This is a genomic window from Streptomyces avidinii, assembly GCF_014650695.1.
Classification (GTDB): Bacteria; Actinomycetota; Actinomycetes; order Streptomycetales; family Streptomycetaceae; genus Streptomyces; species Streptomyces avidinii.
Genome location: NZ_BMVL01000002.1, coordinates 610,549 through 629,536, shown reverse-complemented (window position 1 = coordinate 629,536; position 18,988 = coordinate 610,549). Strand labels below are relative to the sequence as shown.

Genomic DNA, 18,988 nt, shown 5'->3' with positions numbered 1-18,988 from the left:
ACTGGACCGACCCTGCCGGCGAGCTCCGGCCCGCAGCTGTCGGGGACGAGTTCGACCTCGTCATCAGCCCCTTCACCCGGACCGGCCACGGTCCGGGACCACGCGCCGAGAACGTCGTGGCGGACATGCCGGACGCCGCGCTCACCCCCGGCCGGCTCCACACCGTCCCACGGCCTCGCCCGCACCGCGGGACCGGCCCTCGACTCGGGCCTCACCTCACTGGTCCGCTGCCACTCGGGCTACAACAGGTCCGGCCTCTCGGTCACCCAGTGCCCCGTCGACCGGGACCGGCACCCGCCGAGGCCCTCGCCCGTGTCCGCCGCGGCCGCTCGCCACGGGCCCTGCACCACGAGGCCTTCACCTCCTGCCTCACCGACGGGCCGGACATCGTGGCGCTGCTGGTCGGGCTCGCCCCCCGACGCGGTCCTCGGGGCGCGGAGTGCGCAGGTGGGACGTACGGTGATGCCGTTGTCGCCGAGCGTTGTCGCTCCCGCCGCGGAGGTACACGGATGCGTACGGTCCAAGGGGCCGCCCTCGACGGGCTCCGAGCCCGGGTGAGGGCCCTCGCCGCCCGGCGGCGTCCCGAGCGGGTCGGTCGGTCACCCCGCGGTGCGGCACCGTTCGCGGACCGCGGACCCGCCCTGCCGGAGCCCGGCGCGTCGGGCCCCGACCGGCGGACCTTCGTGAGGCCGTCGTTCCGGTACGCCGCCTCCGCCCCCGGAAGCACCGGCCGCGCCACCCTCGCCGGCCTCGGCGACCTCCTGCGCGGTCTCGCCCGGCCACGCCCCGGCGAGGTGCGTGCCTCCGCCGCCGCGCTGCGTGCCCTGCGCGCCCGCCGCGGGGACGCGCCCGCCCTCGTACGGACCAGATCCGGGCGGACCGTGCTCGTGCTCCTCGACCCGCAGGACCTGCGCCGGTTCTACGCCGAACCCGTCAGCGTCCTCGCCGCCGCCCCGCCGGGCAAGTGCCGGGGCGCGATCCCCGAGGAGAGCGCCGACTCCGGCTGCTCGCGCGGCGAACTCCGTGCGGAGCAGCGGCAGGCCAGCGCCGAGGTGCTGGCCGCGGGCCTGCCCGTGCACCCCTCCAGCGGGCCCTTCCTGGCGGCCCTCGCCGAGGAGGCCCGGCACCTGGCCGACGCCCCGGCCCTCGACCTCGCCCGCGCCCGGTACGCCGTGCACCGGGCCGCCCGGCGGATCGTGCTCGGCGACGCGGCCACCGGTGACGAGGAGCTCACCGGATGGCTCACCCAGCTGCGCGCCGAAGGCGGCAGCCCGCGCGGCGGCCGGGTCCGCGCATCCCGGTCCGTCCGCTCCGTCCAGGACAGGGCCCGTGCCCGCATCGAGGAGTACGCCGCCCACGCCGACGCGGACACCCTGGCCGGCCGGGCCGCCCACCACGCCGACCCCACCGGCAGCCTCGACCCCGTCGGCCGGGCCCAGCACTGGCTGCTGGCCATGGACGCCGTCCCGGAGACCCTGCTGCGCACCCTGCTCCTGCTCGGGGCGCACCCCGCGGAGCAGGACCTGGCCGCGGCCGAGGCGGTCGCGGCGGTCGCCGCCGGTGCGGACCGGGGCCTGCTGCCCCGGCTGCGGGCCTGCGTCCGGGAGTCCCTGCGGCTGTACCCGGTGGTGCCCGACCTGATCCGCGTCACCCGCGCCGAGACCGAATGGCGGGGAGTGCGCTACCCGGCCGGCACTTCGGTGCTGCTGCCCGCCGCGTTCCACCAGCGCGACCCCGAACGGGTTCCGGCCGCGCACGTGTTCGTGCCCGGCCGGTGGAAGAACCCGGGCGCGGACCAGGACCTGCGGATGGCGCCCTTCAGCCACGGCGGCGGCCGCTGCCCGGGCGACCAGCTCGGTCTGATGATGACGGCCACGCTCTGCGCCGAAGTGCTGCGGAGCCGCCGTATCGCGGGCACCCGTCCGGTGCTGGACCCGGTGGGACCGCTGCCCGCGACGCTCGACCCGCACGGGATCCGGCTCACCCTCACCCGCCGCTGACGAAGGACGTCGGACCGGACCCCTTGCCGTTGCCCGTCCGGTGCTGCCGGACCCGACCGCCCCGAACCTCTGCCGACCCCCACGAGGATGACATGCCCGACGCCGTGACCTCCGCGTCCACCGCCGCGGACATCGACCTGCTCGACGCCCCGTGCCGCTCACTCGCCGAGGCCGCCGACGCGGTCGGCGAGGCCGCCCGCTACGCCTCCGGCCTGGCCTTCGGTGCCCGGTTGCCCGCGGCCGCCCTCGCCCGGGGCGGCCGGACCAGGCTCGGCTGGCGCACCCTGGTGCGGACACTCACCGACCCGGCGGGCCTCGGCTGGGCACCGCGCGGCCGGGGCGTCGCCCGGGTCGGCCGGCTCGCCGGGATCCTCGCGGGCCGGGAGAGCCTCGCCATCAGCATCGCCGTCTGCGGACTGAAGGCCCGGATCAGGGCCGCGAGTGCGGGCCGCCCCGAGCTCCTCGACGATCCCGGCGCGGCCGCCGTCCTCGGCGCCGTCGGAGCGGGCCGCCAGGCGGAGGCCGTGCGGCTGTTCCGCGCCATCATGCGCGAGCGGGGCGCCGAGCACGCCTTCTCCCTGCTGGCCCCGTCCTTCGCCGACATCCTCGCCTGGAACGCACTGACCGACGCCAACCCCTTCAACGATCACGCCGGCTGGCAGGTCGCCACCGGCCGGGCCGAGACCGCCGAACCCGTCCTCGGGCTCGGCGCCGCCTTCTGGGCCTTCTGCGACCGCGGCCCGGGCCTGCCCGAACGGCCCCCGACGGGGCCCGCGCCCGCCGGCCGCACGGCCCGCCGCCGCGTCACCCAGGTCCCCACGCGTCCGGCGCCCCGACCGCCGGACGGCGGTCTGAGCGGCCGCGCCGCGGCGCTGCGCACCCATGCGTTCCGGCTGCACGGGGTGTCCGCGGCGCCGGAGTGGCACGGCCCGGAGGCCGAGGCCCTGCGCGCCGAGGTCGCCAGGCTCGCGACCCGCTGCGCGACCGCCGCGGGCGGCTTCGCCCTGGCCGCCGCCCAGTTGCAGGGCCGGGCGAAGGGCCGGGGGAAGGGCCGGGGGCCAGGCCGGCTACAGGACGAGTGACAGCAGCAGGACGAAGCCCAGGCCGACCACCGAGATGATGGTCTCCATCACCGACCAGGTCTTCAGGGTCTGACCGACGGTCATCCCGAAGTACTCCTTGACCAGCCAGAAGCCGGCGTCGCTGACGTGGCTGAAGAACAGGGAGCCGGAGCCGATGGCCAGGACCAGCAGCGCGGTCCCGGTGGTGGACATGTCCGCCGCGAGCGGGGCGACGAGCCCGGCCGCCGAGATGGTGGCCACCGTCGCCGAGCCGGTGGCCAGGCGGATCGCCACGGCGATCAGCCAGGCCAGCAACAGGGTCGGAACGGCCCAGTCCTTCGACACGTCCAGGATCATCCGACCCACACCCACGTCGATCAGCGTCTGCTTGAAACCGCCGCCCGCGCCCACGATCAGCAGGATGCCCGCGATCGGGGCCAGGGACTTCTCCACCGTGGTCGAGATGCGCGCCCGGGTGAAGCCGGCCGCCCGGCCCAGGGTGACCATGCCCACCAGCACCGCGGTGAGGAGCGCGATCATCGGGGAGCCCGCGACATCGGTCACGCGCTGCACCGGATCGGTGGGGTCGTCGACCACGATGTCGACCAGGGCCTTGAGGAGCATCAGGGCCACCGGCAGCAGCACGGTGAACACCGTGGCCCCGAACCGGGGTCGGTGCGCCGGCTCCGCCGAGGGGCGCGGCGCGATCATGTGCTCCGGCGCCGGGATGTCCACCCACCGCGCCGCGTACCGGGAGAAGAGCGGCCCGGCGATGACCACGGTCGGGAGCGCCACGAGCACACCGAGCCCGAGGGTGACCCCCAGGTCGGCGTCGAGCGCGTCGATGGCGACGAGCGGTCCGGGGTGCGGCGGGACCAGCCCGTGCATCACCGACAGTCCGGCCAGCGCCGGGATGCCGATCCGCATCAGGGAGTAGTTCCCCCGCTTGGCCACCAGCAGGACCACCGGGATCAGCAGCACGATGCCGACCTCGAAGAAGAGCGGCAGCCCGATCACCGAGGCGATGACCACCATCGCCCACGGCATGGCCCGGCCCTTGGCCCGGGCGAGGATCGTGTCCACGATCTCGTCCGCCCCGCCCGAGTCGGCCAGCAGCTTGCCGAGGATCGCGCCGAGCGCGATCAGTACACCGACGCCCGCGACCGTGGCGCCGAGTCCCGCGGTGAAACTGGCGATCGTCTTGGCGAGCGGCGCGCCCGCGAAGACCCCGAGGGCCAGTGACCCGACCGTCAGGGCCAGGAAGGCGTGCAGCTTGAGGCGGGTGATGAGCAGGACGATGACGGCTATGCCCGCCAGGACGGCTATCCCGAGCCGGGTGTTGCCGGCCGAGGTGATCGGTCCGGTGGCGGCCGCTGCCAAAGTCTCGACGCTGAGACCGGTCACGGTGACGTTCCCTCAGTTCTCGTGTATGCGGAGTCCGCGCAGCGCGGCCAGGGCCCGCTCGGTGACGTCCTCGAAGCTTCCGGACACGTCGACGACGACGCCGGGTTCGTCCTCCTGGAGCGGCTCCAGCGTGGCGAACTGCGAATCCAGCAGGGTGGTGGGCATGAAATGGCCCCTGCGGTCCGCCATGCGCTTCTCGATCAGCCCGCGCTCGCCGGTGAGGTGGACGAAGACGACCCCCGGGGCCGCGGCGCGCAGCCGGTCACGATAGGCGCGCTTGAGGGCCGAGGCGGCGATGACGCCCCCGCGCAGCTCGCCGCTGTTGCGGATCCACTCGCCGATGGCGTCCAGCCACGGCCCGCGGTCGGAATCGTCCAGCGGGGTGCCGGCCGACATCTTGGCGACGTTGGCCGCCGGGTGGAAGGCATCGCCCTCCGCGTACGGAACGCCGAGGGCCGCGGCGAGCAGCCGACCCACGGTCGTCTTGCCGGTACCGGCCACGCCCATCACCACAATGACGCGCTGGGTGCTCACGCCTACCTCGCTGTCCTCGTCGACATCGTTTCGTGTGGCATCACTGAAGCGCATTAAGTACTACGTATTCAAGTATCGGGTCGGAAACGTCACATCTTTTGTGGGTGGAGGCGTCACCGTACGCTTACGCCATGACCACCGAAGGCAGTCCTGGACAGGGGCAGGGGCTCCACACCCACGTGCTGGACACCCTCGGACTCGCGATCACGGCGGGGGAGTACCTCCCCGGCAGCGTCCTGCGCACGGACGAGATCGCCGAACGTTTCGACGCCTCCCGCACCGTCGTACGGGAGGTCGTCCGCGTCCTGGAGTCGATGCACCTCGTCGAGTCCCGCCGCCGGGTCGGCGTCACGGTGCGGCCCACGGACGAGTGGAACGTCTACGACCCGCGGGTGATCCGCTGGCGGCTGGCCGGCACCGACCGCCCCCGGCAGCTGCGTTCCCTCACCGTGCTGCGCTCCGCGATCGAACCGGTCGCGGCGGGACTCGCCGCGAGGCTGGCCACGCCGCAGCAGTGCGCCGAACTGACCGAGGCGGCCCTCGGCATGGTCCGCACCTCGCGCGGCCACCAGCTGGAGGGCTATCTGCAGCACGACATCGCCTTCCACCGCGTCGTGCTGAACGCCTCCGGGAACGAGATGTTCGCCCGCCTCGGCGACGTCGTCGCCGAGGTCCTGACGGGCCGCACCGAACACGCGGTGATGTTCCACGATCCCGACCCCGCAGCCGTCACCCTGCACGTCCAGGTGGCCGAGGCGGTACGTGAGGGCGACGCGGAGCGCGCCGAGGCACTGACCCGCCGGATCGCGGTGGGCGCGCTGGAGGAACTGGACGTGCTCGCTCCCTGAGGGTCCCTACCGCCGGTCCGGGGGCACCGGTCGGCCGGTCAGCCGCACCCGCAGCCGCCGCACCCGCCGCCGCATCCCCCTCCGCAGCCGCCCCCGGAGGAGGAGCCGGAGCCGCGCGACTCCTCCGTTCCCGCGCCCGTTCGCGCCTGCGCTCCTCGTCCCGGCGCGCCTGCTCCCGTACGGCCTCCCGGTACGAGCCGCCCGCCGGCTTCCACTCGCTGAGCCCGTGGCGCCGGCGGGGGAGCAGCGGGGCGGCCGTGACCCGCGGGACGAGGCGGACGCCCTGCTCGTATGCGGCGCTCTCCAGGACGACCTCGGCCCCCTCGTACACGGGTCCGTACAGGACGGCCTGGAAGGGCTCCCGGCCCGGGTCGACGTCGTGGTGGGTCGTGCGCAGGGTCCGTTCGGAGCCGCCGAGCAGCACCCGCTGCCCCGTGACGGTGTGCCGGACCCGTGGGAAGTGGGAGATCAGGGGCGGACCGGCGGTGGAGACGGCGTCCGGGTACACCCAGTTGTGCCCTGACGCGGCGGCCCGTACGCCGACCAGGAGCGCGGGCTGCGGCCGTGCCCGCAGGCGGCGCGCCGCCCGGCCCGACGCCAGGCCGCGGCCGAGCAGCGTGGTACCGGCGGCCAGCAGGGCCGCGTCGAGCAACCGCCCGTCGAAGGGACCGTAGGGGCGGATGAGGGCCGGGGCGGCCGCGAGGCAGCACACGGAGCCGAGCAGGATGCCCGGCAGTCCGCGGCGCAGGTGCCCGGCCGGAAGCGTGGCGGGCAGCGGGAAACGGGCGGATCCGGCTGCGGCGAGGGCCGGTTCGCGCTGGCGGCGGCGGGCGTGCAGGCGGAGCAGCACCCCGGTGGACGCCCACGCGGCGTGGGCGATGACCAGGCCGTGACCGGCCGTGCCCGCCGTGCCGGGGGCGCCGGAGAGGGTGCGGGCGGCCTCGGCCGCGAGGGCGAGCGCGGCGAGCAGGGCGGGCACCGGCAGATAGCGGAACCAGAACGGCAGTGCGGCCAGCAGGACGGTGGTCGCGAAGGTCCGCCCCTCCTCGCCCTGCCGGACCGTCAACAGGATCGAGGCGACGACCGGGCCGACGAGGAGCCGGCTGCCGGCGACGGGCGAGAACACCGCCGGGACGCCGGCCCGGAGCCAGCGCCCTGTGCTCTCGACACCCCACACCGCGACCGGGCCCTCCGGTATCGCCGCTGTGGGCAGGTGCTTGACGCAGTCGGTCACGGCGCCAGTATCCGAGCCCCGTGCCGCGGCCAGAAGGGGCGGCCGCGGCACGGAATCGCTACGGCCGCTTCGGTCCGTCGGATGCCGGATGCCGGATGCCGGGTACCGGAGTCGGCACCGGAGCCGGATGTCAGGCGTCGAGCACGGCGAGTTCGAGCGAGCCGAGACGCTCCGGTTCCGCCACGAGGTCGATTTCCGTGATCAGGCCGTCCTCGATCGTGAAACCGAGGACCAGGAACAGCCGTCCCAGCCGTGCCATGGCCAGGCCGACCGTCCCGTCGACCAGGGCCGGCGTCGTGGCCCGCGCCCGCTGCACGGCGGCCATCGCACTCGTGGCGACGGTGACGGCGCCGCGCAACAGGATCGGGGCGGGAGTGGGGACGACGGCCTTGTCGGCACGGAGCACCACATCGGGGTGGAGCAGGGCGACGAGCGCGTCGAAGTTGCCGCCGCGGGTCGCGGCGAGGAAGGCCTCCACCACGTGGCGCCGTCGGGTCAGGTCGGCCTCGGGCACCAGCGGCGCCCCCTTGACCCTGCGGCGGGCGCGGCTCGCGAGCTGACGGGTCGCCGCCGGGGTCTTGTCGACCAGCGGGGCGATCTCGTCGAAGGGCACGGCGAACAGATCGTGGAGTACGAACGCGAGCCGTTCGGCGGGCGCGAGCCGGTCGAGCACCACGAGCAGCGCGAGCCCGACCGAGTCGGCCAGCACGGCCTCCTGCTCGGGGTCGACCGTGTCCTCGCGGCTGCCGACGGGGGCGGCGGGGTACGCGGCCATCGAGTCCTCGCGCCGGGAGTCGCGCGAGCGGAGCATGTTCAGGCACACGCGCGACACGACGGTCGTCAGCCATCCGCCGAGGTTCTCCACCTCGCTGACGTCGGACCGGCTCAGGCGCAGCCAGGTCTCCTGAACCGCGTCATCGGCCTCGGCGAGGGAACCGAGCATGCGGTAGGACACCGCTCGCAGATGAGAGCGGTGCTCTTCGAAACGCTCCGTCAGCCACGCGTTCCCCTGCATGGATCCCCCCTTGTCGATTGCCCACGGTGGATCATCAAAACAGATCACGGGGCTGCTGGATAATGGGCCCCTGCACAGCAGAAGCGAGTGGAGACGCCGGGTCCACGTGATGGGTCCGGCAGGAGAGGGAGCCCCCGATGGACGTGCAGCACTTCGAGCGGATCACCGCATTCATCGAGGCGCGGCTCACCCCGCTGTTCGACGAGGCGACGGGCAGCGAACACGGCTTCGCCATGGACGACGCCTCCCGCGCACTGCGCGCACTGCGCAACTCCGTCCTCGAGGCCTCGGCCATCAAGGGCCTCATCGAGAAGCGGGAATCCGCCGAGCCGGCCATGCGCCGCGTCATCGACCAGTCGGTGGAGCACAACTGGGACGTGCTGCGCGGAATCGCCCGCCAGTGGGAGGACCACGCGGACTTCCGCCACGAGTTCAAGCACCACGCGTGGGAGCTCGACCACCACCACGCGGCCGCGGAAGCCTGAGCTCACCGAGGCGGTTCGAGGACTCCGCGCGCGGTTACGGCCGCGCGCAGGAGCCCCGCCATGCCGGCCTGCTCCTCGGGCGACGGCGACAGGACGCCGTTCTCGGTCATCAGGGCGTGGAACTGCTGCTGCTCGTACGGAACCCCGGGCGGCAGCGCCGCGATGTGCCAGTGCAGGTGGGCGTTCCCCTGCCGGCTCCCGAGCGAGTACAGGTAGGTCCGCTCGCAGTCCAGGACGTCCTCGACCGCGAGGGCGACCTCCCGGACGACGAGCATCAGCCGGGTGTAGGCCGCCGCGTCCAGATCGCGGACGGCATGCTCGATGTGCGCCCTGGGGGCCACCAGCACCTTTCCGGGGAGCGTCGGCCAGCGGTCGAGGAAGGCCACGTGGTGCTCGTCCGCGAAGACGGTCTCGTGCGCGTAGTCGGGGTGTCCGGCGAGGAAGGCGCAGACGAAGCACGGCCCGCTGCGCGTCCGTTCGACGTACGCGCCGAGATCCATGGGTTCGCGGTCCATCGGCATCGGTGTCGGCATCGACGCATCCTTTCACCGGCCCCCCGCCCTCACACGCCGAACGGGACGTCCCGGAGGCGGCCGGTCACCACCACGTTGCCGTCCGGGGTGCGCCGTGCGAGGTCGCCCGTGCGGAAGTACCCGTCGGTGGTGAAGGAGCGCGCATTGCGCTCGGGCGCCCGGTAGTAGCCGCGCGGGGTGCCTGGACCGCGGGCGAGGAGTTCGCCGGGCTCCCCGTCGGGCACGTCCCTGCCATCCGCGTCGACCACCCGGATCTCGTCCTCGGGCGAGAGCGGGCGGCCCTGAGTGGTGAGCGCGACCGTATCGGGGTCGGCGGGCCGGGTGAGGGTGAGCAGCCCCTCGGCCCGGCCGGCCACCTGCTGCAGCCGGCATCCCAGCCCGGGGCCCACGCGTGCGGCGGTCGCCCGTGGCAGCGGGGCGCCGCCGATCTGTACGAGACGCAGACTGCTCAGGTCGGCGGCGGCCCGACCCGTGGCTGCGGCGTCGAGCCAGAGCTGTGCGGCGGCGGGCGGCAGCGACGTGACGGTGACCCGCTCCCGTTCGACGACGGGCAGGCATACGGCCGGTTCCGTGTCCTCGACGAGGACCACGGTGCCGCCGACCGAGAGGGTACCGACGATGCCGGGGCAGCCGAGGGCGAAGTTGGACTCGGCGGGCAGCGCGGCCAGGTACACGTCGTTCTCGGTGAGCGACACCAGCTCTGCGGCGGCCCGCACCTGGTAGGCGTAGTCGTTGTGGGTGCGCGGTACGAGGGCGGGCTCCGCGCCCGCATTGCCGCCGAGCAGGAAGAACGCCACGTGATCGGCGCTCTGCGCGAGCGGCCGCTCGGGCGGGGAGTCGACGGACGCCAAGGGGTAGTAGTGACAGCCCGCCGCGTCGATCGTGAACCCACCGTACGGGGACGCTTCACCCGGCGCCTCCAGCGTGAACACGCGCCGCAGGAACGGCCCCCGGGCCGCGATGTCCGCCGCCATCGCCGTGAGGTCGAAACCCCGGTGGGCAGCGGGCCCGACGTGGCCGACGGCCTGGCTGACCCGCACGAGGTGGGACACCTGCTCCGCCCGGTGCGTCACCGGGCAGAGCACGGGGACCGCGCCACTGCGCATCAGCGCGAAGACGGTGATGACGAACTCGGGCACGTTCGGCAGCTGGACGACGACCCGCTGCCCGGGCCGCAGGCCGCGCAGCCGGAACCCCGCGGCCATCCGGTCCACCCGCCGGTTCAGGTTCGCGTACGTGATGCGGGTGCCGCCGTGCACGAGCGCGGCCCGCGGCCCGTGGCGCTGGGCCCAGCCGCGGAGCAGGTTGTCCAGCGTGTTGCCGCGCCAGTGGCCGGCCGCCCAGTAGCGGTCGACGAACGCCTCGGGCCAGGGCGTACAGCCGTCGAGCATGGGTGTCATTCGCTTCCTCGGGACCGGTCTCGCCGTGTTGACCTCGGCAAGCCAAGCCCTCAACACGCCACCACGCAATGCGCGTTCCGGACCATGGACGCGCCACGCCCTCGGTGGAAAGTCCAAGACGACCGCCGGGGCGGTCCGGCGGAATCCGCCGGACCGCCCCGGCTCGGCTCGGGCCGGAGAGCCTGTCAGGGATCAGGGAGCGTCCGGCGTCTTGCGCGGGGTGGTCTGCTGGACCGCCCAGCCGTTGCCGTCGGGGTCGGAGAAGTAGACGAAGGAGCCCCACGGCAGGTCCTGGATCTCCGTCACCTCCACCCCGCGGCCGCGCAGGTCCTCGTACGCCTCCTCGATGTCGGTGACGACGACCTGCATGTTGTCCAGCGACCCCGGGGTCATCCGGGTCAGCCCCTTGCCGATGGCGATCGAGCACGCCGAGCCCGGCGGGGTCAGCTGGACGAAGCGGATGTCCTCGCTGACGGTGACGTCGTGGTCGGCGTTGAAGCCGAGCTTCTCGTAGAACGCCTTGGCGCGGTCGATGTCGGTGACGGGGACGGCGACGAGTTCCAGTTTGATGTCCATCACAGCATCATGCTCCCGACACCGGTGCCTCGCCGTCCGACACCGCGAACTGCGTGCGGTACAGCTCCTCGTACCGCCCGCCCGCCGCCAGCAGCTCGGTGTGCGTGCCCCGTTCCACGATCCGGCCGTCCTCGACCACGAGGATCAGGTCCGCCGCCTGTACGGTCGACAGCCGGTGCGCGATCACCACCGCGGTCCGGCCCGCCAGGGCCTCGCCGAGCGCCTCCTGCACCGCGGCCTCCGAAGTCGAGTCCAGGTGCGCGGTGGCTTCGTCGAGGATCACCACCCGCTGCCGGGCCAGCAGCAGTCGGGCGATGGTCAGCCGCTGCCGCTCCCCGCCCGACAGCCGGTAACCGCGCTCCCCGACCACCGTGTCCAGCCCGTCCGGCAGCGAGGCGACGAGCCCGTCCAGCCGCGAGCGCCGCAGGGCCTCCCAGATCTCCTCCTCGGCGGCATCCGGGCGGGCCAGCAGCAGGTTGGCCCGTACCGACTCGTGGAAGAGGTGCCCGTCCTGGGTGACCATGCCGAGCGTCTCGCGGATCGAGTCGGCCGTGAGGTCCCGTACGTCGATCCCGCCGAGGCGGACCGCTCCCGCGTCGGCGTCGTACAGCCGCGGCAGCAGCTGTGCGATGGTCGACTTGCCGGCGCCGGAGGAGCCGACCAGGGCGATCATCTGGCCCGGCTCGGCCCGGAAGGACACCTCGTGCAGGACCTGCGTACCGCCCCGGGCATCGAGGGTCGCGACCTCCTCCAGGGAGGCGAGCGAGACCTTGTCGGCGGCCGGGTAGCCGAAGGAGACGCGGTCGAACTCCACGGCCACCGGCCCCTGCGGGACCCGGCGGGCGTCCGGCTTCTGCGCGATGAGCGGCTTCAGGTCGAGGATCTCGAAGACCCGCTCGAAGCTCACCAGCGCACTCATCACCTCGACGCGGGCCCCGGCGAGCGCGGTCAGCGGGGCGTACAGCCGGGTCAGGAGCAGGGCGAGGGCGACCACGGCGCCCGCGTCCAGGGAACCGCGAAGGGCGTAGAACCCGCCGAGCCCGTAGACGAGCGCGAGGGCCAGCGCGGAGACCAGGGTGAGGGCCGTGATGAAGACCGACTGGGCCATCGCCGTACGAATACCGATGTCCCGCACCCGCGCCGCCCGGGCCGCGAATTCGGCGGACTCGTCGGCGGGCCGCCCGAAGAGCTTGACCAGCGTCGCGCCGGGAGCCGAGAACCGCTCGGTCATCTGGGTGCTCATCGCCGAGTTCAGCGCGGCGGCCTCGCGTTGCATCGCGGCCATCCGCACTCCCATCCGGCGGGCCGGCAGCACGAACACCGGCAGCAGCACCAGCGCCAGCAGGGTGATCTGCCAGGAGATGCTGAGCATCACGACGAGGGTCAGCACCAGGGTGACGGTGTTGGCGACCACGCCCGACAGGGTGTTGCTGAAGGCCCGCTGGGCGCCGATCACATCGTTGTTGAGCCGGCTGACCAGGGCCCCGGTCCGGGTCCGGGTGAAGAAGGCGACCGGCATCCGCTGCACGTGGTCGAAGACCGCGGTCCGCAGATCCAGGATCAGCCCCTCGCCGAGGGTGGCGGAGAGCTTGCGGGTCAGCAGTCCGAGCCCGGCCTCCGCGACCGCGATCAGTGCGATGAGCAGCGCCAGCCGGGTGACGGCGGCGCTGTCGCGGCCGTCGACGATGGCGGTGACGACCCGGCTGGCGAGCACCGGTGTGGCCACCGCGAGCAGCGCGGTCACCACGCTCAGCAGAAGGAAGAGGGTGAGCCCGCGACGGTGCGGGCGGGCGAAGGCGGCGACGCGGCGCAGGCCGGCCCGGGAGAACGGGCGGCGGTCCTGTTCGGCGTTGATCGCGCTGTGGAGCGACATCCAGGCGGTGACTTCCATGTCCATGGCCGAAACGCTAGGACCTCAACCAAAGTCGAGGTCAAGTTCTTTTGTTCGGGACCGCCCGTGCAGGTGGCAACTCTCCTCGGAAGGGCGGATGTTCGTGACCTCCGCCCGTTGTCGGTGACCGGTGGCATCATCGGTTTATGACGCAGGGATCCGAGTCCGTACGCTTCGGCAAGCCCACCACCGACACCGTCCTGCACCGATTCGAGCAGTGGGCCCGCGACACCCCCGGTGCCCGCGCTCTCATCGCCGGCCCGGACAGCCTGACCTATGGGGAACTGGACGCGCGCGCCGACCGGTTGGCGCATCGTCTGCTCGGTAGCGACCTGCCGCCCGGCGGGCTCGTCGCCGTCGGCACCGCCCGGCAGAGCGAACTGGTCGTCGCCCTCCTCGCCGTCCTCAAGGCCGGCGGAGCCTACGCGGTCATCGACGTCGCGAACCCGCGCGCCGGGCGGCGGCAACTCACCGCCGCCGAACCGGTCGTTCTGCTCACCGACACCGCCCACCGGGCCGCCCTCGACAACGGCAGCGGCCTGCGTGTGATCCGCCTCGACGAGGAGGCCGCGATCGCCGGGCCCCGCGCCGCCGAAGCGCCGTTCGGCCCCGCCTCCGACCGGCCGTCCGACCAGCCGTCCGACCGGCCCTCCGACCGGCCGTCCGACCGGCTTCCCGGGTATGTCCCGCCCGGCCGCACCGCGGCCCTGCTCTTCACCGGGTCGACCGAGCCCCGCACGGTCCCCGTCGGCCACGGCCTGCTCCTCGCCGCCCACGAGAGCTGGGCGGAAGTGGCCCGGCCGACCCCGCAGGACCGGCACCTGATCACGGCCGGACCGGACGTGACGGCCTTCGCCGCGGGCTGGACCCGCGCCCTGTGCTCGGGCGGCGCCCTCGTGCTGTCCCCGCGGTCCCCCTGGAAGCCCGAGGACATCCGCGCGGCGGTCGAGACCGACCGCGTCACCGTTCTGCACACCGACCCGGCCGGCGCGACCCGGCTGCTGATCGAGGACGCGCAACCGGCGGCCGCCGGCCCGCCCGGCCACCGCGGTTCGGACCCCGCCTGTCGTTCGCTGCGGCTGCTCGCGGTCTCGGGCGACCGGCTCTACCTCGACGAGCAGGCGAACCTGCAGATGGGACTGCGCCCCGGCGCGCGCGTGCTCAACGTCTACGGCCCCGCCGACTGCGCCGGTGTCGGCACCTGGTTCGAACTGTCCCAGCTGCCGCACCCGTTGGATGACCCGGAAGAGGTCTCCCTGCTCGGCACCCCCTTCCCCGGCTGCCGCGTCGAGGTGCGCGGCGGCGAGATCCGCCTCACCCCGCCGGACGGCGGCGATGCCGTACCCACCGGCGACCTCGGTGTGCTGCGCGAGGACGGGCTGCTGGAGTTCGGCGGCCGGATCCGGGACCGCATCGCGCTGCCCGACGGCCGCCAGGTCGACCCGTACCCGATCGAGTCCGCCATCCGCGGCCACGCGGGCATCGGCGCCGCCATCGTCAAGGCGGTCGACGGCCCCCGCGGCCCGCGGCGGCTCGTCGCGTACGTGGCCCCGCCGCCGGGCGGGCCGAGGTGGCCCGGCGGGGTGCTGCTGCCGGACATCGAGGAACTGCGCGACCACCTGGCGGGCAAGGTGCTCAGGGAGGAGTGCCCGCGGAACGTGATCCGCCTGCGCGCCCTGCCCCGTACCCCGGCGGGCCGCGAGGACCGGGACGCCCTGCCCCTGCCCATCCTGCCCGCGGTGGCGGTGCGGCGCGCCGGCAGCAAGTCCGGCAAGTACGGGTCCGCCCCGAGTCAGGGGGAGATGCCGGCTTCCTGTACGGCGGGCTGCGGGGGAGCCCTGGGCTTCGTCGCGCTGATCATCACCAACCTCCTGTGGCCCGGATCCACCGACCTCACGGGAGTGCCGCAGCCCTGGGCGTTCCTGTTCTCCGTCCTCTACCTGTTCGAGTGCCTCGCCTTCGGCATCGGCGTGGTCTTCCTGTTCGGCGGACGCGCCCGGATGCGGCGCCAGCGCCGCAGCCCCTCCCTGACCGTGGCCGCCCATCTGGCCGTGTCCTACCTGCTGTTGGCCTGGTGGCCGCAGGACAATCTCTACCGGCTGGCAGCCAAGCAGGACTGGCCGCAGCAGGCCGCGCTCGTCTACACCTTCAACGTCCCGCTGATGATCGCGGGCGCCATCGCAGCGGCCTACGTCGTCGCCAGGCCCGCCGATCCCTTCGACTTCCACGACCCCCTCGACGACTGACCCGACTGCGGGCTGATCCGACCGCCGACCGGAGCGCCGCACGGTCACGCGCGCCCGTCGGTCACGCGCGCCCGTCGGTCGCGCGGGCCCGTCGGTCGCGCGGGCCGGCCGGTCGCGCAGGCCGGCTACGGCGGGCCGAACATCGCCCCGACGGCCAGTGCCTCGGCCCGCACCAGCACCTCGGCCGCGTCCAGCACCTCCCTGCTGCGCGCGGCCACCAGCACGCCCATCCAGGGGGCCGGTTCGAAGGCCCCGGTCGGGATCGCCGGGACGAACACCGCCCCGAGCTCCGCGCAACCCCGCACCAGGGCCGCGCACAACTCGTCCAGCTGAGCCTCGGGCAGCCGCGCCCCCAGCTCCACCCGGTCGGCGATCCGTACGAGGTGACCCGCGCCCCGCAGCACGTCGAGCCGGGCCGCCACCATGAAGGCGATCGACGGCCCGGTCAGCCGCAGGTTCGTCTCGGTCGGAGCGAGCCGTCCCTGCCCGTCGGCTACGAAGTCCACGTCGAACCAGCCCCGGTAGCCGGAATCCGCCAGCTCCCGGCCCACCGCCGCACCGAAGGCGAGAAGGGGCTTGCCCGCCCACTCGGGCACCACCCCGGGCCCCACCGTGGCGCCCCGGTAGCAGCCGTCCGTCACATCCATCACCGCCCCGCCCACCTCGTGCACGTTCCCCGCCTCGTCGACGAAGCCGTCGTACGTGAGGTCCCGCGGGCCCCGGCTTCCGGCTGTCTCCACGCCGCCGTCGGACGGGCTGCCGACGTACTCCTCCAGCAGCAGCGGCCCGCGCGGCAACCGTCGCAGCACGGCCCGCGCCCCGCCCGCCGCGCGGACCCGCGCCGGGGTGAGCACCGTGGTGCCCGAACCCCCGACACCGTGCTCCGACTTCACGACCGTGCTCTCACCCGCCCGGGTCCGCGCCGCCAGCATGCGCGCCGCCGTCCACCGCCCGTCGGCCCGCCACTGCCGGGGGAGCACGACTTCCGGATGCCCGCCGTCCGCCAGGATCCGCCCGAAGAGCCCGTGCGCCGCGGACTTCGACTCGTAGCGCAGCTCCCCGACCCGCCACGGCCGGTCCGTCAGCCGCCCGAACGGCCGGGTGCGCCCCCACGGTACGAGGGGAAGCCCGGCCCCGGTCAGCAGCGCGGCCAGCGCCGGCCGGGCCCGTACGGCATCGGACAGGCCGGGATCCCCGTCCAGCAGGCCGTCGTACACCTTGACGCCGGTCCAGCCCAGCTGGACGCAGACCAGCTCGGTCCAGCCCCGCGGTACCGCTCGCGGCAGCACCAGCGCGGCCGGGTACGGGCTGTAGAACGCGGCCAGACAGGCGTAGTGATGCGCGGGCCGCTGCTCACGGTCCAGGGTGGCGTCGGCGAACTGCGCGTTGAACTCGCCGACGTTGCCCAGGTGCACGGCCCGCCCGCCGCCGGTCCAGGCCCGCGCCCAGTCGGCGAGCGGGGCGGGCGCCACCTCGAACCGGACCAGGGCCGACCCGCCGCCGGGGCCGGTGCCGGCGCCCGGTCCGACCGGCGCGGTCGCGACCGCTCCCATCGCCCGGTAGAACCCGGTCGCGTGCGGATCGGAGTCGATCACCAGCCGGCGCACCCCCAGTTCCGCGGCCCGTCGCAGCACGTCCCGGTACAGCACGCGGCCCACGCCCCGCCCGATCGCCGACGGCTCCACGAAGAGCAGCCCGAGGACCGCCAGCGGGGGAGGCCCTTCCAGGGAGGCGACCCCGAGCACCTCTCCCCGCTCGGTTTCGGCCACGACGATGCGGCGGGCCGGGACGTCGTGGGCGCGGATCCGCAGTTCCTCCGCGCACCCGGCCAGGAAGTCGGCGTCGTACCCCCAGTGGGCCTTCGACCGCATCACCAGCCCGGTCAGGTCCTGCGCCTCGGCCGGTCGCGCTGCCCTGACCTTTACCATCTGCTGACCTCCCCATGGTCCGCGTCGAGGCCGTGCGATAGATTCGGCCTTCCCACGGCACATACTTTCCCACCCACGCGGAGACAGGCTTCTCAATGAGCGACATCATCAACGGACTTGGCCGCACGAGCGCCTACGGCGCCCTCGGCCTGGTCCTGCTGATCCTCGGCATCGTCCTCGTGGACGTGCTGACGCCCGGGAAGCTTCCCAAGCAGATCTGGGAGGAGCGCAACCGCAATGCGGCCCTCTTCCTCAGCTCCGCGCTCCTCGGCATCGGCGGCATCGTCTTCACCTCGATCTGGACGACGTACTCGGACTTCGGCAAGGGCCTGCTGTCCACGGCGGCGTTCGGCGTGCTCGGCCTGATCCTGATGGCGGTGGCCTTCCTCGTCCTCGACCTGGTGACCCCGGGCAAGCTCGGCGCCATCGTCGTGGACCCGCAGCCCCACCCGGCGGTCTGGGTCTCGGCCGCCTGCAACCTCGCCGTGGCCGCGATCGTCGCCGCTTCGATCGCCTGACGCGGAGCACCCGTACGTGACGAGAGCGCCGCTCCCCCGAGGGAGCGGCGCTCTCGCCGTATTCGGTCACCGCCCCCTCAGGCCAGGCCCAACGCGAACACCGCGAACCCCGCAGCCAGCAGTCCGGCCACGGCCCGGCGCAGCGCTCTCGCCCGGCGTCCCTCGCGCGGCGGGCCCTCGAACCGTCGGGCGTACCGGGCGATCCCCACGAACAGCGCCGCGAACACCGGCATCCAGGCCAGCCGCGCCGCGATCCAGTCCGCGCCGTCCGGCGCCGTCGTCAGCCCGGCCAGTTCACCCACGAACGAGCCGGGTACGGCCGCGGCCAGCATGGCCGTCTGGTGCCAGCACAGGATCGTCATGGCGGACAGGTTGATCATGACCACCGGAGCCCACAGGGCGGGCCGGGCCAGCAGCTTCGCCAGCCGGTCGCGCAGCAGGATCGCCGCACCCGACTGCGCCGAGGCCAGGGCCAGTACGAGGAGCGACGGCGGGTGCGAGTTGGTCCGTGCCGCACCCGGCACGCCCACCATCGACGCCGGATAGTGGAAGACCGCCAGCAGCGCCGCGAACAGCAGCGTCCCCCCGGCCAGCAGCAGCCAGGCCCCGCGCCGCCCGATCCGCCGCTCGCCCCAGGAGACGCCGAGCTGGTAGGCGAACAGCCAGCCCGGCAGGATGTTCACCAGGGAGACCCAGGAGGGTACGGAGTCGGCGAGCGGCCCGTAACGCAGGAAGTCCACGACGGCGACCGCGGCGAGCAGCGGCGCGGCGGACCAGCCACCGAGGCGCCGCGCCGCCCGCACGCAGTACGGGGTCAGCGCGGTGACCACCACGTACACCCCGACGAACCACAGCGGTTGGATCACCAGCGTCGCCCCGGTCCGCAGCGTCGCCTCCGGCACCCCGGCCGCGTACAGCACGGGCGCGGCCAGCGCCCAGACCGCGGTCACCCCCAGCACCGGCCGTCCCAGCCGCACGACGCGGCCCTTCAGCCAGGCACGCGTCGACCCGGTGCGGCGCCCGAAGGAGAGCGCCGAGGCGTGGCCGCCGACGAGGAAGAAGATGCCGAGCATCTGGAGCACCCAGCTGGCCGGTGCCAGTCCGCCGAGGGCCGCCAGCGGACTGGCGTTGTGCAGACCGCCCTCGGCGTCGAGGGTGAAGCCGCCGAGCAGCCAGTGGCCGGTGGGCACGGCCAGCAGCGCCAGGGCGCGCAGACCGTCGATCGCCCGGTCGCGGTGGGCGGGGGTCTGCCGGTCGATGCGGGCGGTGGCCTTGCGGAGCGGGGCCAGGGCCGTGGCGGAAGCGCTCATCGGGC

General features: G+C 74.0%; 16 protein-coding genes. 6 read left to right on the top strand and 10 right to left on the bottom strand.

Features of this window, described 5'->3' with window-relative positions; genetic code table 11:
* Positions 1-509 precede the first annotated feature (509 nt).
* Together IE257_RS07200 and IE257_RS07195 are read left to right on the top strand one after the other, a co-directional pair.
* Positions 510-2,000 carry a cytochrome P450 gene (locus IE257_RS07200; protein ID WP_189965800.1) on the top strand — a complete coding sequence of 497 codons (1,491 nt, stop codon included), beginning with the start codon at positions 510-512 and terminating at the stop codon, positions 1,998-2,000.
* A gap of 92 nt (positions 2,001-2,092) precedes the next feature.
* Positions 2,093-3,082, top strand: a complete 990-nt coding sequence (locus tag IE257_RS07195; protein WP_189965790.1) for a hypothetical protein — start codon at positions 2,093-2,095, stop codon at positions 3,080-3,082.
* Here the strand turns inward: IE257_RS07195 and IE257_RS07190 are convergent.
* Entirely contained in the window at positions 3,068-4,465 is a 1,398-nt protein-coding gene (locus IE257_RS07190; RefSeq protein WP_189965789.1) for a GntT/GntP/DsdX family permease, read from the bottom strand. The two genes, IE257_RS07195 and IE257_RS07190, sit on opposite strands and share 15 nt — an antisense overlap.
* Positions 4,466-4,477: 12 nt before the next feature.
* Positions 4,478-4,999, bottom strand: coding sequence for a gluconokinase (locus tag IE257_RS07185; RefSeq protein ID WP_189965786.1), 522 nt, complete (start codon positions 4,997-4,999; stop codon positions 4,478-4,480).
* Between the two features lie 131 nt (positions 5,000-5,130).
* On the opposite strand from IE257_RS07185, the gene IE257_RS07180 reads away from it, so the two are divergent.
* Positions 5,131-5,847 (top strand): FadR/GntR family transcriptional regulator, encoded by a 717-nt coding sequence (locus IE257_RS07180; RefSeq protein WP_189965784.1) that lies wholly within the window; start codon positions 5,131-5,133, stop codon positions 5,845-5,847.
* Here the strand turns inward: IE257_RS07180 and IE257_RS07175 are convergent.
* Both IE257_RS07175 and IE257_RS07170 read right to left on the bottom strand, forming a co-directional pair.
* Positions 5,729-7,081, bottom strand: coding sequence for a hypothetical protein (locus tag IE257_RS07175; protein WP_189965781.1), 1,353 nt, complete (start codon positions 7,079-7,081; stop codon positions 5,729-5,731). The genes IE257_RS07180 and IE257_RS07175 overlap by 119 nt on opposite strands.
* 130 nt (positions 7,082-7,211) lie before the next feature.
* Entirely contained in the window at positions 7,212-8,096 is an 885-nt protein-coding gene (locus IE257_RS07170; protein WP_189965779.1) for a sigma-70 family RNA polymerase sigma factor, read from the bottom strand.
* Between the two features lie 137 nt (positions 8,097-8,233).
* Here IE257_RS07170 and IE257_RS07165 point away from each other — a divergent pair, with 137 nt between their 5' ends.
* A complete protein-coding gene (locus tag IE257_RS07165) occupies positions 8,234-8,581 on the top strand; it encodes a hypothetical protein (protein WP_189965777.1) in 348 nt (115 codons plus the stop codon).
* Between the two features lie 2 nt (positions 8,582-8,583).
* Here IE257_RS07165 and IE257_RS07160 read toward each other — a convergent pair whose 3' ends face one another.
* The 4 genes from IE257_RS07160 to IE257_RS07145 form a co-directional block, all read right to left on the bottom strand.
* Positions 8,584-9,114 carry an HIT family protein gene (locus tag IE257_RS07160; RefSeq protein ID WP_229920176.1) on the bottom strand — a complete coding sequence of 177 codons (531 nt, stop codon included), beginning with the start codon at positions 9,112-9,114 and terminating at the stop codon, positions 8,584-8,586.
* 29 nt (positions 9,115-9,143) lie between these two features.
* The gene (locus tag IE257_RS07155) at positions 9,144-10,514 is read right to left on the bottom strand and encodes a (2,3-dihydroxybenzoyl)adenylate synthase (protein WP_229920175.1); all 1,371 of its coding nucleotides are present in this window, start codon (positions 10,512-10,514) and stop codon (positions 9,144-9,146) included.
* Positions 10,515-10,706: 192 nt separating this feature from the next.
* Positions 10,707-11,090 carry a VOC family protein gene (locus IE257_RS07150; RefSeq protein WP_189965775.1) on the bottom strand — a complete coding sequence of 128 codons (384 nt, stop codon included), beginning with the start codon at positions 11,088-11,090 and terminating at the stop codon, positions 10,707-10,709.
* 7 nt (positions 11,091-11,097) lie between these two features.
* Positions 11,098-12,987, bottom strand: a complete 1,890-nt coding sequence (locus IE257_RS07145; protein ID WP_189965773.1) for an ABC transporter ATP-binding protein — start codon at positions 12,985-12,987, stop codon at positions 11,098-11,100.
* Between the two features lie 140 nt (positions 12,988-13,127).
* On the opposite strand from IE257_RS07145, the gene IE257_RS07140 reads away from it, so the two are divergent.
* Entirely contained in the window at positions 13,128-15,227 is a 2,100-nt protein-coding gene (locus tag IE257_RS07140) for an AMP-binding protein (RefSeq protein ID WP_189965771.1), read from the top strand.
* Between the two features lie 125 nt (positions 15,228-15,352).
* On the opposite strand, the gene IE257_RS07135 is transcribed toward IE257_RS07140, so the two are convergent.
* Positions 15,353-17,155 (bottom strand): GNAT family N-acetyltransferase, encoded by a 1,803-nt coding sequence (locus IE257_RS07135; protein ID WP_189965769.1) that lies wholly within the window; start codon positions 17,153-17,155, stop codon positions 15,353-15,355.
* A gap of 95 nt (positions 17,156-17,250) precedes the next feature.
* On the opposite strand from IE257_RS07135, the gene IE257_RS07130 reads away from it, so the two are divergent.
* Positions 17,251-17,673: a DUF350 domain-containing protein gene (locus IE257_RS07130; RefSeq protein ID WP_030384867.1), complete on the top strand. Its 423-nt coding sequence runs from the start codon at positions 17,251-17,253 to the stop codon at positions 17,671-17,673.
* A 77-nt stretch (positions 17,674-17,750) separates the two neighbouring features.
* Here IE257_RS07130 and IE257_RS07125 read toward each other — a convergent pair whose 3' ends face one another.
* Positions 17,751-18,983, bottom strand: coding sequence for an acyltransferase family protein (locus tag IE257_RS07125; RefSeq protein WP_189965767.1), 1,233 nt, complete (start codon positions 18,981-18,983; stop codon positions 17,751-17,753).
* Positions 18,984-18,988: the final 5 nt, after the last annotated feature.

Coding starts and splice junctions, on each gene's coding strand:
- IE257_RS07200 (WP_189965800.1), top strand. CDS start 510: ATGCGTACGGTCCAAGGGGCCGCCCTCGACGGGCTCCGAGCCCGGGTG.
- IE257_RS07195 (WP_189965790.1), top strand. CDS start 2,093: ATGCCCGACGCCGTGACCTCCGCGTCCACCGCCGCGGACATCGACCTG.
- IE257_RS07180 (WP_189965784.1), top strand. CDS start 5,131: ATGACCACCGAAGGCAGTCCTGGACAGGGGCAGGGGCTCCACACCCAC.
- IE257_RS07170 (WP_189965779.1), bottom strand. CDS start 8,096: ATGCAGGGGAACGCGTGGCTGACGGAGCGTTTCGAAGAGCACCGCTCT.
- IE257_RS07165 (WP_189965777.1), top strand. CDS start 8,234: ATGGACGTGCAGCACTTCGAGCGGATCACCGCATTCATCGAGGCGCGG.
- IE257_RS07160 (WP_229920176.1), bottom strand. CDS start 9,114: ATGCCGACACCGATGCCGATGGACCGCGAACCCATGGATCTCGGCGCG.
- IE257_RS07155 (WP_229920175.1), bottom strand. CDS start 10,514: ATGACACCCATGCTCGACGGCTGTACGCCCTGGCCCGAGGCGTTCGTC.
- IE257_RS07150 (WP_189965775.1), bottom strand. CDS start 11,090: ATGGACATCAAACTGGAACTCGTCGCCGTCCCCGTCACCGACATCGAC.
- IE257_RS07145 (WP_189965773.1), bottom strand. CDS start 12,987: ATGGACATGGAAGTCACCGCCTGGATGTCGCTCCACAGCGCGATCAAC.
- IE257_RS07140 (WP_189965771.1), top strand. CDS start 13,128: ATGACGCAGGGATCCGAGTCCGTACGCTTCGGCAAGCCCACCACCGAC.
- IE257_RS07135 (WP_189965769.1), bottom strand. CDS start 17,155: ATGGTAAAGGTCAGGGCAGCGCGACCGGCCGAGGCGCAGGACCTGACC.
- IE257_RS07130 (WP_030384867.1), top strand. CDS start 17,251: ATGAGCGACATCATCAACGGACTTGGCCGCACGAGCGCCTACGGCGCC.
- IE257_RS07125 (WP_189965767.1), bottom strand. CDS start 18,983: ATGAGCGCTTCCGCCACGGCCCTGGCCCCGCTCCGCAAGGCCACCGCC.